The 13,545-nt window shown below is 43.3% G+C and carries 11 protein-coding genes and 1 pseudogene; 5 read left to right on the top strand and 7 right to left on the bottom strand.

The genetic code is table 11. The features are described 5' to 3' along the window. Window positions 1–76 precede the first annotated feature (76 nt). A pseudogene (locus J7529_RS24915) lies at window positions 77–229 on the top strand (Txe/YoeB family addiction module toxin); the annotation flags it as partial. Between the two features lie 168 nt (window positions 230–397). On the opposite strand, the gene J7529_RS23050 reads toward J7529_RS24915, so the two are convergent. Continuing rightward, the gene (locus J7529_RS23050; protein ID WP_318730925.1) at window positions 398–1,093 is read right to left on the bottom strand and encodes a Rho termination factor N-terminal domain-containing protein; all 696 of its coding nucleotides are present in this window, start codon (window positions 1,091–1,093) and stop codon (window positions 398–400) included. Further along, a complete protein-coding gene (locus J7529_RS23045) occupies window positions 1,093–2,460 on the bottom strand; it encodes an AAA family ATPase (RefSeq protein ID WP_318730924.1) in 1,368 nt (455 codons plus the stop codon). The genes J7529_RS23050 and J7529_RS23045 overlap by 1 nt, the downstream gene beginning before the upstream one ends. Window positions 2,461–2,529: 69 nt before the next feature. On the opposite strand from J7529_RS23045, the gene J7529_RS23040 reads away from it, so the two are divergent. After that, window positions 2,530–3,561, top strand: a complete 1,032-nt coding sequence (locus J7529_RS23040) for a M23 family metallopeptidase (RefSeq protein ID WP_318730923.1) — start codon at window positions 2,530–2,532, stop codon at window positions 3,559–3,561. Window positions 3,562–3,690: 129 nt separating this feature from the next. Here J7529_RS23040 and J7529_RS23035 read toward each other — a convergent pair whose 3' ends face one another. After that, window positions 3,691–6,192: a hybrid sensor histidine kinase/response regulator gene (locus tag J7529_RS23035; protein ID WP_318730922.1), complete on the bottom strand. Its 2,502-nt coding sequence runs from the start codon at window positions 6,190–6,192 to the stop codon at window positions 3,691–3,693. 142 nt (window positions 6,193–6,334) lie between these two features. Between J7529_RS23035 and J7529_RS23030 the strand changes: the two genes are divergently transcribed. Beyond that, a complete protein-coding gene (locus J7529_RS23030; RefSeq protein ID WP_318730921.1) occupies window positions 6,335–8,050 on the top strand; it encodes a peptide ligase PGM1-related protein in 1,716 nt (571 codons plus the stop codon). A 63-nt stretch (window positions 8,051–8,113) separates the two neighbouring features. Here the strand turns inward: J7529_RS23030 and J7529_RS23025 are convergent, their stop codons facing one another. Genes J7529_RS23025 through J7529_RS23015 form a run of 3 tightly spaced genes read right to left on the bottom strand, consistent with a single transcriptional unit; the run spans window position 8,114 to window position 10,599 of the window. Continuing rightward, the gene (locus J7529_RS23025; RefSeq protein WP_318730920.1) at window positions 8,114–9,028 is read right to left on the bottom strand and encodes a DUF4351 domain-containing protein; all 915 of its coding nucleotides are present in this window, start codon (window positions 9,026–9,028) and stop codon (window positions 8,114–8,116) included. A gap of 30 nt (window positions 9,029–9,058) precedes the next feature. Next, window positions 9,059–9,241: a hypothetical protein gene (locus J7529_RS23020; RefSeq protein ID WP_318701923.1), complete on the bottom strand. Its 183-nt coding sequence runs from the start codon at window positions 9,239–9,241 to the stop codon at window positions 9,059–9,061. Window positions 9,242–9,300: 59 nt separating this feature from the next. Beyond that, window positions 9,301–10,599, bottom strand: coding sequence for a D-alanyl-D-alanine carboxypeptidase (locus J7529_RS23015; protein ID WP_318730919.1), 1,299 nt, complete (start codon window positions 10,597–10,599; stop codon window positions 9,301–9,303). 156 nt (window positions 10,600–10,755) lie between these two features. Here J7529_RS23015 and J7529_RS23010 point away from each other — a divergent pair, with 156 nt between their 5' ends. Next, window positions 10,756–10,887: a hypothetical protein gene (locus J7529_RS23010; protein WP_318730918.1), complete on the top strand. Its 132-nt coding sequence runs from the start codon at window positions 10,756–10,758 to the stop codon at window positions 10,885–10,887. A gap of 23 nt (window positions 10,888–10,910) precedes the next feature. On the opposite strand, the gene J7529_RS23005 is transcribed toward J7529_RS23010, so the two are convergent. Further along, a complete protein-coding gene (locus J7529_RS23005; RefSeq protein WP_318730917.1) occupies window positions 10,911–11,414 on the bottom strand; it encodes a hypothetical protein in 504 nt (167 codons plus the stop codon). Between the two features lie 257 nt (window positions 11,415–11,671). Between J7529_RS23005 and J7529_RS23000 the strand changes: the two genes are divergently transcribed. After that, complete coding sequence (locus J7529_RS23000; protein WP_318730916.1) at window positions 11,672–13,228, top strand: hypothetical protein; 1,557 nt, start codon at window positions 11,672–11,674, stop codon at window positions 13,226–13,228. Window positions 13,229–13,545 lie beyond the last annotated feature (317 nt).

Genomic DNA, 13,545 nt, shown 5'->3' with positions numbered 1-13,545 from the left:
CTTAATTAATCCGAAACATTTAAGAATAGGGTTTGCTCATTGTTGTTACTGTACCTCATAACAGCGCGAAGCGCTGTATGCTACCTATCCTCCTTATGAAAAACTAAGCGGAGATTTGCAGGGTTACTATTCTAGAAGAATTAATATCCAGCATCGTTTTGTTTATCAAATATTACCAGAAGAAAAAATCATCAAAGTGCTCCGGATGTGGACACACTATGAATCGTGAACTGGAAAACTAGATCCGGTTTTCCTTATAGGGTTACTTAACTTTTTAATTTCCGTAGCTTTAGACAATTGCATCCAGGTAATTTTGTAGGGGCGAACAGCCGTTTTCGGCTGTCGCCGACATGAAACGCTTCGCGACAGGAAACGCCCCTACAACTATTCCAATCAACTATGTTCCTAACAACTCAATTAACTCCGCTTTCTTCAATTTAGAATAACCCGATAATCCCCGTTCTTTGGCGATTTTCTTCAATTCGGCAACCGTTAAACTCTTCAGATCGGTTACCTGAATGTCCTCTTGCGATTCCTCTATGGTGCTACTTGCTTGAGCAGAGAGATAAAAGACTTCCCTAAACACATTCAGCTTTGCCCCTTTGGTGATGCCACATTTGAGCTTTGTCACCTCCATTAAACTTGACTTCCAATGGTAGCGTGGTGCTTCAAAAATACGGTTAGTGGCAACAGCAATTTTTACTCCTTTTAAGGGATTAACTTCACGATGAATTAAGTAATCTAATCCTCGTTGAATGTCGTCAACTGTTGCTGTGGCTAAGTCTATTTTCGGTAAGCGCTCTTGAGATAGTAACTCAGAAGCCGTTTGAGTCGCTTCTGAATCATCGGCAATAATACACCAGACTTTCTCTAAACCGGCTTCTTCAGCGACAGCATAGGCGAACATATTACTGATAACTTGGTAGCTATCTTGACCGATTTGTTTGACGATAATAGGGAGCCAATTGCGATCGCCTGCCTGACTGACTGCCTTGGCAGTCTCTTTAATCAGAAACTCATGAATCCTTACCGGTTCTCCCGGTTCAATTTCCTCTAAATAGAGGTACATTAGAGCGCCAATTTCCTGTTGCATTAGATAAAATACTCCCTAACTAACTTTTTGTAACTCTCCAAAACAGTTTTATGCAGATAAACCCCTGGTTTTCTAGCAAAAGCACCGTTCGCAATATAAGCATAGTTATTCACGGTAAAAACATCCCTATTTTGCGTCGATCGCTTATATTTAGGAAAGAAATAAGGCAAGAGATTTAATCCCAATTGCTTGTGATATCTATCAATAATTTCTTCAATCGCTTTCTGTGCTTGAATTTTCTGAGGCTCTGAAATTTTTGCACTACCTTGATTATAAAAAATAGGTAAAGCAATTGGATCGGCACAATCAGGAAAAAATATTTCCCGTTTTTGCCTGCCAACTTCTGGAAACAACTCCGATATTGCCATTGCTGCATTTTCTAAAGAGGCGAGATTATTATACTGAGTCGGCATCAACACAACATCTGTGGTAATGATGGCTTCTTGACTAAAAATTTTCCAATTCGTTGGTGCATCAATAATAATATAATCGTATTCATTTTTCAATGAATGTAACAACTGACTTAATCTACCTCTCGTTACCTTGGCCGTCAATTCTTGCTCTTTTAGATGCAGGAATTTTTGATCGGCGGGAATGACATCAAACCCATATTCTTTTCCCTGACGATATTTCACTCTATAGGTCGAGATAGCATTGATGATGTGATGGTTTCTGTAGTCCTCTAAGCAATCATATAAAGATTCTGATGCCGGTTTAATCGCTAAGTTTTTGCTCAGATCTCTCTGATTAGGATCGAAGTCAACCACTAAAACTTTTTTATGATAGACCCCATTTAGAGTAGCAGCTAGATTAATGGTCGTTGTAGTTTTTCCTACTCCACCTTTATTGTTATACAGAGCAACAAATAATGCTCTTATGGGCCCTTCTATATATTGTTTAATATTAGCAATTTTTTGATCGATATTCTCTGCATCCAGTTGAATCAGTTTTGTCACCGGAAAGACAACCTTGCCATGCTTGCGAAACAATTGAATATAATCTCCATTCGTAATCATACCCCAGCGCACTGATTGACAATGAGTGGCTTCAGAAGCTAGATAATACTTGAGTTGATCTACAGTCTTTTTATAGGGCGTTTTATGCATGAAATTAATATGCCGTCCTTTACTTTCAATGATTAAAAAGGGGTCTTGGCGAGTTTGAGCAAATTTATCAGTGTCCGTGTTTTGACGAGCTGCAAAATCAACCTTATGCTTACCTCTACCAATATAATATTCACAACAATATTCATGTTGAGTAAATCCTAGGGAGTCTAAGAAAACGGGTATAAAATTTTGGTTAACACTAGATTCTGAAGCCTGTTCGGGAAGAGATAACCAAGCTCTCTGGAGTGCAGATTGGGTCATGAGATCGGGACGGAGAGTATAATAGAGTGATATTTTGTATCTTACCGCACTTAGACCCTGATTTTGGTTATGAAGCTCTTAAGACTCAACCGTGTATCCACAATACTGCTGATGGTTGTAGGCGTAATCCTATTTACCAGTTGTAGCCTATTGAATGGCAATAGTCAGGCCCAAACTCAAACTTGGCCGAAATTTGCCCAACCGATTCAGTGTTCTTTAGGAGAGGACTGTTATATTTTGCGCTATGTAGACCGCGATCCAGGGCCAGGTTATGTGGATGTGGGATGTGGGCGGATGACGGATGATGGTCATTCGGGAACGGATTTTGGGATTCCGGATGAGTGGGCAATGCAGCAAGGTGTACCCGTGCTGGCGGCTGCTCCGGGGCGAGTGTTACGGGTACGGGATGGGATCGAAGATAGGCGGATTACATCTCCGGCAGATTTAGAGGCGATTGAAGGTATTAATTGTGGTAATGGTATGGTCATCGATCATGGCCAGGGTTGGGAAACCCAATATTGTCATTTACGCCAGGGGAGTGTGGCAGTGCAACCGGGAACAGAGGTACAAACAGGCACGGTGTTGGGGATGGTGGGGTCTTCTGGAGAGTCTTCGTTTCCCCATGTGCATTTGACAGTGCGGTATCAGGGGAATGTGGTCGATCCGTTTGTGGGGCCGGAAGCGGAGCCGGGATGTAATGTTTCGGGGACTTCCCTGTGGAGTACGGATATTGAGTATCAACCGACAGGGTTAATTCGGGCAGGGTTTGCCACTGAAGTGCCGGATCTGGATCGGGTGTGGTCGGGTGAGTTTCGTGACGGGCTGTTATCGGTGCAAGGGGAGGCTTTAGTGTTCTGGGTGCATGGGTTTGGAGTGTTGCAAGGAGATGAAGAACGGTTGCGGCTCATCGATCCCCAGGGTCAGGTGGTTAGTGAGGGAACAAGAGTGCGCGATCGCCCCAATCGCATCATTTTAGCCTATTCTGGTAAGAAAAATACCCGCGATCGCCCCCTAATTCCAGGAACTTGGCGCGGGGAATATCAGCTTAAACGCGGCGATAAGACCCTGATGAATGTAACTAAAACTATTGAACTCGAATAAACTCCTCTCCCCAGAAAAATGGCCACGTGGGGGGATGGGGGGACACAGGGACACGGAGATTACTGCCCACTCCCTCTTGCCTTTTGCCTATTCCCCATTACCCTTCTGGCGTGTAAAGCGCTGTATCATCTACACCAAACGCCGTACGGTTTCTAATAACAACTCCTGACTAAACCCTCCCTTGGTTAAATAGGCACTTGCCCCAGCTTCTGCGCCCCGATGTTTATCTTCATCGGAAGCCAAAGATGTGACTAAAATAATCGGTAAATCGGCATATTCCTTATGCTCCCGAATTTTAGCTGCTAATGATAATCCGTCTAAATTGGGCATTTGCACATCAGAAATCACACCATCAAAATGACGACCTCTGAGCTTATTATAAGCATCCAAGCCATCCACCGCCGTCACTACCTCATAACCCGCACTTTCCAAAATTCGTTTTTCTTGGGTGCGGGTGGCGATCGAATCTTCCGCTAACAATAAAACGGCTGATTTTCGATGCTCTTCTTTTTCTTTTACCACCTGTGACGACTCGATTTTACGTTGGATATTTCTCTTCTGGACTGACTTGATTAAATCTTGAGGATTTAAAACCATACAGACTTCCCCTGTGCCTAAGATGGTCGCCCCGGAGATATTACGTACCCGTTGCAGCAATTGACTTTGAGGTTTAAGAATAATGTCCTGTTGATCGAGCAACTCATCCACAATTACGCCCAATGATTCTGGCCCTACTTGCAGAATCAGACAAGGCAAAAGTTCTCTTGTTTTAGGGTTGTATGACTCAGACTCAGATTCAGAAGAAGAGGATAATTCTAAAATTTCTTCAAGTCGAGCAATAGAAATCGGCTGATCTCCCATCGCATAAGTATCTCGACCCTCGATCGCAAAGATTTGATCCTCTGGAATTAACAAAGTTGTCTTCACAAATTCCACCGGAATGGCATAGGTTGAATCCTGAACTGAAACCAGTAACACGGAAGCCGTGGCTAAACTGGTACTCAGTTGAATGGTAAATTTACACCCTTTACCGGGAGTCGATGCAACATGAATATTTCCCTTCAAATGTTCAACATTGGTCCGCACCACATCTAAGCCGACACCGCGTCCAGAAACTTGGGTTACGAACTCTCGAGTGGAAAACCCAGGGGCAAAAATGAGAGCTTGAATTTGTTGATCGCTCATGGCTTCAAGTTCTTCAGGTCGCCGCAATCCCTTTTCTTTAGCTGTGCGTTTAATGTGGTCAAGGTTTAATCCTTGACCGTTATCCTCAAGTTCAATAATAATACTATTACCAATTTGAGACCCTTTAAGATGAATCGTTGCTTGAGCTGGCTTACCTTGGGCAATACGTTCATCGGGAGTTTCAATGCCATGATCGATACTATTACGGATCATGTGCATTAAAGGGTCTTTCATTTCTTCTAAAATTCGTTTATCGGCTTTTGTTTCTGCGCCTTCAAGAATTAAGTTAACTTGTTTTCCTTGTTGTTTGGCTAAATCGCGAACTAAGCGCCCAAATAGGTTAAAAATAGTGGATAATGGTAACAGGCGTAGGGTGCGAATCCCAGAATCGAGTTGATTGGCGATCGCCTCTAAGCGAGCTACATCTTCGGAGGCTCGCGATCGCAACTGATTTAACAGTTTCCCCATCTCTTCTAAATACTCTTCATGGCATTGTTTGAGCGCTTGCAACTTGTCTAAACTCTGCTCAAAACCCAGATTGCCATAGGTTTGCCTGTTCCACTCTTCCCACAAAGAAAGCATATCGTTCATCGTATTGATATGGTGAGCCATGCGGATTTTACTGACTGTTAACTCTCCCGTTTGTGTCATCAAATCATCTAGATTTTGAGTTGCAACCCGCACACTCTCAATTCGATAATTGGATCTGACTATCGGTGCTTCCTGCTTTGAGGCTGTCTGTTGAGGAACGGGTGAGGGAGATGGGGACGCGGGGACAGGGGGACGCGGGGAAACGGAGATCGGTTTTACAGGCTCTTGTGGCTCCTGTACTACGGGTTCTGGTTCGGGAAGGGAGACCTCCGGTGCAGATGGCACTTCTGGTGGTGCTGGTGGCTCCTCTGGCTGGGGTTTTGACTCCGGTTCGGGAAGGGAGACCTCCATTGCAGATACTGCTTCTTCTAGCTCTATTGGCTCCTCTGGTTCAGTTTTAGGTTCCGAGGCTGCTTCTTCTGGCTCTAGGGGTTGCTCTGGCTGGGGTTCAGCTTGAAAAGTGGGGCTTTCGGGGATATTTGCTCCCATGAGTACCGCCAACACTTTATAGCCTTGAATACCTGAAGGCTCACCAGTGACTGCTTCCTGGACAATTTTGCCAATGGCATCTAAACCATAGTAGAGGCGATCGCCCATTCCTCCCTGAAGTGCTGTACTATCCTCTTTAAGTTTACCCACTACTTGCTCGATTTGATGGGCCAGAGATTCCACATCCTTCACCCCCAACATGCGCGAGTCTCCTTTGAGGGTATGAGCTTCTCGCAGCACTTCTTGAAGTTTTTCCCCATCCTCTGGGTGTTGCTCTAAGTGCAAAATACCTGCCTCTAGATTTTGCAGGTGTTCCTCGCTAGAGACTTTATAAAGTTGCCGCAGTTCTTCATCTTCGATGATCATAATTCACCTGGGATCGACAGAAAGGACTTAAGTGTAAAAGGGTGGGTCGTTGCTCAAAAGTTGCTCAAAGATTATTCATCAAATAGCAGACATCCGATCTGATAAGGTTCTATTGTTTAGACCTTATCGTGGGGTTAACCTCATGCACCACTCTAACCACGTCATCGAATGTAAAGATCGACCAGATGTCATTGAGGAATTTCAATATCTTCAAACTCAATGGCGAAATTCACTCTCCCATCAAAGTTGTGAGTTACCTCACAGGGTCGATCAAAATGCGATCGCGCCAGCGAAACGGAGTTTTATCCCCCCGACTTGGCAGACTTCGCACCTAACCGAACCTGATGATTATGATATCTTGGTTATTCCGTCTCTGACCTTAGATCAACAAGAACTTCAGAAAGTCGAAGGGGTAATGCACTACGAAGAGCGGATGCTCTTTTCCCTGATTCGATTAAAAAATCCTCGCACTCGCCTCGTTTATGTCACATCCGAACCCCTACCAGAGATTATCATTGATTATTATCTCCATCTTTTACCCGGTATTCCCTTTTCCCATGCTAGAGATCGCTTATTACTTTTCTCCGCTTATGATCGCTCCTGTAAATCTCTAACGGAAAAAATTTTAGACCGTCCCCGTCTAATCGAACGAATTCGGCGATCGCTCCGTTCCCCTCGATCTTATATGGTGTGTTTTAATTCCACCTCCTGGGAACGGGAATTATCCGTCAGATTGCAACTTCCCCTGTTTGCTTGCGATCCCAATTTACTCTATTGGGGCACAAAATCGGGCAGTCGAGAAATTTTTGCTCAATGTAACATTCCCCATCCCGATGGCTGTTATTCTGTGTGGAACTCCCAAGACTTAGCCGAAGCCTCCGCCGAGTTATGGGAGCGACAACCCCATCTAAAGCGCATGGTTATTAAGCTCAATGAAGGCTTTTCTGGTGAAGGCAATGCCTTACTCCATTTAAACCCCATTGCTGATTATCAACCGGGAAAAGCTTCCCATGGCGATCGCGTCCGCGCCATTAAAAACCAGTTTCAGGATCTCAGATTTCAAGGCCCTGGAGAAAACTGGCCCAGCTTTAGCTCCCGTATTCCCGAATTAGGCGCTATTGTCGAAGCCTTTATTGAAGGAGACAAAAAGCGATCGCCAAGTGTCCAAGCCCAAATCACCCCCCTAGGAACCGTAGAAATCCTCTCCACCCATGACCAAATTTTAGGCGGCCCCGATGGTCAAATTTATCTAGGGTGTCAATTTCCCGCCGACGAGGCCTATCGCCTTAAAATCCAGAAATTTGGCCGCTTAATTGGCCAAAACTTAGCCGAAAAAGGAGCTTTAGAGCGTTTTGCCGTTGATTTTATTGTCGTTCCTTCTGGAGATAAGGCTTCCTCCGATTGGGATGTATTCGCCATTGAAATCAATCTGCGCTGTGGAGGCACAACCCATCCATTTATGACTTTACAATATTTGACCGGAGGCTTTTATAATTCTGAGGATGGCTTATTTTATAGCCAAAAAGGGCGGCCGAAATACTATCTAGCGACCGACAATTTGAAAAACAAACGTTATCAAGGATTATTGCCCCACGATTTAATAGATATTATCGCCCATCATAATCTTCATTTTGACACGGGAACTGAAACCGGAACCGTATTTCATTTAATGGGAACCTTGTCTGAATTTGGCAAACTGGGATTAACCAATATCGGTGATTCTTTAGCCCAATGTGAACTCTGTTATCAAAACGTAATTTCGGTTTTAGATCAAGAGACCCAACTCTATACTGGAACCGCTAAAACTCCAATTTCACCGCAGTCCAACGTTGTCGGCAATCCTCTCACTCATCCTTAAAGCGCTTTCGGCTTCGCCGACATCAAACGTGCTAGGTAATCGGTGCTGGGAAACCGATTATTCCTACATTTGGTTGAACCAGGCGATTAAATCGTCAACACAATTAAAGTCGAGTAAGGCTTCTCCCAACGCTTCTACTCGATCAATTTCTAAGGCTTTAATTTCCGTTTCCAGTTCAGAATCAATCTCGCCTAATTTACGCTTAATCAGACGGATAATTAATTCTTTCTCTCGCATCAATCCCTGATCGATCCCTTTTTCCATCCAACTGGTGATAATTTCCATACCTGCCTCCTGTTCGGGTTGAGTAAATGTGCTAATTTCCTGTTCAAATTTCATCTCTTCTGAAGTATTCAGCTTGAGATAAGTGTCCACAAATCCTGAGATTAGCTGCATCCGGGCTGGATCTAGCTTCAAAGTGGTTAATAATCGTAAACATTGGGCCTTGACTTTGGGTCTATCTTGGGGGTCAATTCTCATTTTAGCCATCAAAGCAGAAGCGATGGGGTTGGGCTGATTGAGGAAGTCTCGCCAATTGAGACGATTGAGTTGCACAACCTGATACTTAAATTCTAAAACCTTCAAATCAGGAAAGGTGATTTGATATTTATTTTTGGCTTCCTTGAAAGGGGTTTCATAGGAGAAGATGACAATGGGATAAACGGGTAGAGCAAATTTTTCATGTAAGCGAGAAAAATAGACAAACATTCGTCGCTCAAAGTCTTTTTGTGAACTGGCTTGTGCTTCTACATGAATTAAAAAATAAGACGGTTTCCCACGAAATTTGACTTGTGCAATTAAATCGCTTTCGTGTTTCTCTCCTTCGGTGACATCAGTAAATACTTCCTTATCCAGTAAAATAATGGATTGAGTGTCTATATAATCGATGACTTGAGGGAAGAACAATTCAAGGAATTCAACAAAAAACGTTGAGAGCAATTCTTTAAATAAACGATCGTGGTCAATCATTTTAGACATAAGTTCAAGGCAAGACAATCTCTCAATTTTTCATAACTGCGGTTTAATCTGATCCTGGGGAATCTCTGGTGCAGTTACACTCTCTTTGAATTGATAGCCTTGTTGTTGCAGGTCTTGGACAAAATCGGTCGTGTCTAAAGGGACAGACTCCGGCTGAGGTTTTGGGGTCTGGGGTTGATGGCGTTGATGTTTGAGTTTAGCTTTGCGTCCCATAGAATTATAGTGCTACGCGCTGGTAATGGGTAATCGGTAATAGCAGATTGACTGCTATTTTACCAAAGGATTTGATGACGGGAGAAATCCCCAAGAGTCCGTAGAGATGAAGCAAGCTGGGTTTTAGGGTGTAGGGTTTCTGGAGGAGCGTTAACACCTCCCCAATTTTGAGCTAATTGGCGCAATAATTCATCCTGTTGCACGCGAAAGCCTTCAATATCCCAGCCTTGATTCATAATACTAAACCAAACTAAACCCCGATCGCGGGTAAAAATGACTCCGACTAAAGCACTGACGGTTGATAATGTACCGGTTTTAACGATACTATACTGGGGAGGCTGGCGATCGCTAATGGTTCCCCCGTCATAACCGACCACCGGAAAAACATGGGCAATACTGAGGTGATACAACTGTAAATAACGCTGTATTGCCATCAGTAATAAGACGGAAGCACGGGGAGACATGCGGTTATCAACTCCCAATCCCGATCCATTGATCAGGTAAATTTCATCCGAGGGAATACCGGCAAAACCAGCCGCCATCTCTTCAATTCGATCGTCTCCTCCTAGGGATTCGGCTAGAGTTTCGGCCAAGAAATTGTGACTATGAACATTCAGTCGTTTGAGGATGTCCAGGAGGGCGAGGGACTGATGACGCAACACCGGAGTTAAGTTAGCTGGGGGTAGCTCCTGGGAGCGAATGGAACCGGCGATCGCCACTTGGGGACGCGGTAAATCATGGGGTAAACTGCGATACTGATTTTCTACATAGCTACTCCAGAGATGAGCATTCATGCTGCGATAGAAGAGTGCCCCCACCGTTGCTGGATCGGTTTCATAATTCATCCACAGGGGGCCAGTAATGATTAAATCTCCTGTTACTTCGGTAATTCCTAATTTATGAAGCTGTTGACCGATCGCGATCGCCTCTTGCCAAACCAACAGTGGATCTGAACCACCGATGATCACTAAATCCCCTTCGACAACGCCATCTTTGATTTCACCCGTGATCGCCACTTGAGTCGTAAACTGATGATAGGGGCCCCACTTCTTGAGAGCCGCTAACGTGGTTGCCACCTTAGTTAAAGAAGCGCCAGAGAAAAGAGTGGTCCCTTGATGCTCAAATAAAACCTGTTCTCCTGATTGTAGCCATAGGCCCTGATAGCTTTGACCGAGGCTTTTTTCACTCCAACTGTTCAGATAGGGGTCGATCTGGTCTGTTAGATTAACCCTTTGATCCGAATGCAGAACCCAGCGAGACGTATTTTGTTGCCAGGTAACTGGGATCTGCAAAACATCCTCTAATCCCACTTGGTCTAACCACAAGGCTAGGGGAATTGCACTTAACCACTCCAACACGCTCGATCTCCCGTTCAGAAAAACACTCCTGAGTAGGGGCGAAAAATATGCAAGCCCCTACAGCCCTTTCCCTATTCCCCAGCGCATTCATGTCCGCGATAGCGGAATGCACTGTATTATAAATCTTGGCTAAACGTAACTTAAGATAACATTGCCATGCCCACAACCGCAGATTTTTTACAGGCTTCAGAATGGTTTGCGATCGCCCAGCGTTTCATCTTCACGATCGATGAAAAGCACAAACCTGCCCCCATTGGTAGGTTAACCGAAGAGCGATCGCTATTTTGAAGCGGTTGTAACTCCCAGTTGGCTTAGTTTAAATCGTTTTCCGGGGGGCGATCGCACATTTCTAACACTTCCTCTGCATTCTCTGAAGATAACGGAGCTGCTAGTCTAATATTAATGTCAATCAGGAGTTGATTTTGCTCTATTTTTATATTGGCTTTCTTCACCACCAAATCCAAAGATAAGCAATCATTGATTTGATACAGAGGCGCTAAACATTGAGTTTTATATCCCGCTTCATGCAGCCATTCACAAATATTGCGCCAATTATCTACCTTGCCATTTTCTCTACCGACCAAACTTTTCACATAGCGATACAAAGTGTTACATAAATCCGCTTCCACACCTTTAGGAATTTTACCCAACTTATTAGCAATTTCCGCCGGACTGTGACCGCAAAGCAAACCCCGCAAGTGCAGCTTTTCAGTGGGGGTGAGCCGTTTGCCCTTGGCTGAGGCTAAGTCTGCATAGAGAGTTTCCAAGTCCCATTCCTGCGAGGCTTGGGCAAAGCGATCGTCCGTAGAAGCCATAATCAAAGTTCCCGTTGAAAATTTTTCCTAGTCATATTCTAGCGTAGTTCCTAGTTTTGACTAAATGACAGATCGGGAATATTTTGTCTAGACTAGATTTTGGGCGGGCAAAATCCTCCGGGTAAAGGTTGCCGAGACTAAGACTGGCTAAAACTTAATAATTGTCAAAAATATGTTGCGATGCATATTGTTATATAGTTTAGTTGGGCAATTTTGTCAAGAAATCCATACAACTATTGAATTCAAATAAAAGTGTCATGGATACTCACAACCAAAACTCGCCTAATACAACTAACAAGATTGCTAAATTAGGAGCTAAAATTAGCACAACGTTTAAGCTGGTAACTAACGATCCAATTACAAGTATCCTCTGTGTATTTCAAGGAATTAGTTGGTCAACAACCGTCCAAGGCGCACATATTATATTTCCCAAAACCGCCCCAATTACTCTGGTAGGAACTTCCCTTTCATTTAAATTAATTCCTTTGGTGCTAGGTAGTGCAGTCCAGTTAGCTTTGATTCTGCTTTTAATTGCGAGAGCTAAAAGTCAATCCACTGTCAGAAGATGGTCGATGATTCTAGTCTTAACTTTGGTGAGCATTTATACCAGTTTTTTCTGTTTTTATGATGGATTACTTGGCGGAGAGTTAACGGACAATTCTCCTAAAAAGATTGAGGCACATGAAAGTTTGAAAGATCAAGTATATACTCCTTTGAAAGCTAAATACGATCAATTACAAGAAGATTTGGCAACGGAAAAAAAACGCCTGGATGATGAAGTCAAAGGCTTAAGAAGTGGAACAGCAGGCATTGGTCCTGAAGCCAAGAAGCTTAATGAGGAGAAAGAGAGGATTGAAAACGAACTCAACGAAATTAAAGTCATCATTGAGGATAAGAATGTTCAAACAGCCTTTACACTGTCCCCGGAAGATATTGAAGAAAAGACTGCCAAAGACCTTCACGCTCTAGACCTAAGTACTTGGAGTTCAATTCCCGCAGATTACAAAAGCGATGCATCAAAACCACAGTTTTCCGACTATGAAAACCCTGAAGCACTTTTGCTGCCGCTAAAACGGTTAAATGATGGAGACCAAAATGCGATCGCTGCTTTAGCGATCGCCACTTTTGTAGATGGTTCATCATTAGTCTTAGGAAGTATCGGTGATAGTTTTTCCTTGTCCAAAGTATTTACGATTATTGTGTCAGGATTAATTATGAACCTAAAAAGACTTGGGGCAACTATCAGAAGAACAATCAACCAAGAATCAGTGCCTTTTGAAACTGAAGTAAGTCAACTATCGAATAGCACTCAAATCATTAAGCTAAACAGTGATATTAAAGGCTCTGATTTTTTAAGCGAATTGCTAAATCAGATAGAAAAAATAGACGATAAGACCTACATTATTCATGCCAACAAACTATTCAATATAGATCGGAATGATGACTCAGACACCAATAAAAAACCGTTATTTTATAAGCTACTGTTAACCAAAATGGAATGTTCCCCATTTAACTGGCTTGAAGATTACCAGGAAAAAGAAGCAGCGAATTTTATGGGCTTAGGAAATCTGCTTGGCTCTAACAAGATGCAAAATCCATCTAATTCACCATCGGCAAACCCTTCACAACAAAATCCACCAAAACCCAAAAAACTGAGAATCAAAAAAGAGTGCAAAGATGCTTTTCTAAACTGGTTAACTAGCGAAATAGAGAATCAAATCAATCAAGAGCAAGTTGAATCTAAAACAGTTGCAGAAATTAGTCTTTACGCCAATCCTACCCTGAGATCATTGCCTAGCTCTGAAGAAACATAGATTCATTATAGAATTTTCCATGTTCCCCCCAGCTATGCCGACTTTTTCCAGGGGTGAAATTCAGTGCCCTGCTAGTTCTCGGATGCTTTAAAAAAATATCCGGTTTCAGGGAATACGCGATCGCTTTTCCCGCACCAACCTCCAACGAGGGGCGATCGCCTTTTTATTCATTAACATATTCTAAACTCTTGAGACTCTTAATTTTTTGCTCTAGTTCTAAAAAAAACTGATATTCTCCCATCCACTCGACATATTCTAAGTCTCCACCTTCCATATCTTCTGCTGCGAGTGTATCCTGGAACTGGCTCGATCGCTGT

This window comes from Roseofilum sp. Guam, from assembly GCF_017746735.1.
Classification (GTDB): domain Bacteria; phylum Cyanobacteriota; class Cyanobacteriia; order Cyanobacteriales; family Desertifilaceae; genus Roseofilum; species Roseofilum reptotaenium.
The sequence above is the reverse complement of the archived record's forward strand: the minus strand, read 5'-3'. Positions and strand labels throughout refer to the sequence as shown.

What these genes read in the sequence shown, in the direction of transcription:
- J7529_RS23010 (WP_318730918.1), top strand. Translation starts at nt 10,756, where the DNA reads ATGCCCACAACCGCAGATTTTTTACAGGCTTCAGAATGGTTTGCGATC.
- J7529_RS23030 (WP_318730921.1), top strand. Translation starts at nt 6,335, where the DNA reads ATGCACCACTCTAACCACGTCATCGAATGTAAAGATCGACCAGATGTC.
- J7529_RS23035 (WP_318730922.1), bottom strand. Translation starts at nt 6,192, where the DNA reads ATGATCATCGAAGATGAAGAACTGCGGCAACTTTATAAAGTCTCTAGC.
- J7529_RS23045 (WP_318730924.1), bottom strand. Translation starts at nt 2,460, where the DNA reads ATGACCCAATCTGCACTCCAGAGAGCTTGGTTATCTCTTCCCGAACAG.
- J7529_RS23000 (WP_318730916.1), top strand. Translation starts at nt 11,672, where the DNA reads ATGGATACTCACAACCAAAACTCGCCTAATACAACTAACAAGATTGCT.
- J7529_RS23040 (WP_318730923.1), top strand. Translation starts at nt 2,530, where the DNA reads ATGAAGCTCTTAAGACTCAACCGTGTATCCACAATACTGCTGATGGTT.
- J7529_RS23005 (WP_318730917.1), bottom strand. Translation starts at nt 11,414, where the DNA reads ATGGCTTCTACGGACGATCGCTTTGCCCAAGCCTCGCAGGAATGGGAC.
- J7529_RS23050 (WP_318730925.1), bottom strand. Translation starts at nt 1,093, where the DNA reads ATGCAACAGGAAATTGGCGCTCTAATGTACCTCTATTTAGAGGAAATT.
- J7529_RS23025 (WP_318730920.1), bottom strand. Translation starts at nt 9,028, where the DNA reads ATGTCTAAAATGATTGACCACGATCGTTTATTTAAAGAATTGCTCTCA.
- J7529_RS23020 (WP_318701923.1), bottom strand. Translation starts at nt 9,241, where the DNA reads ATGGGACGCAAAGCTAAACTCAAACATCAACGCCATCAACCCCAGACC.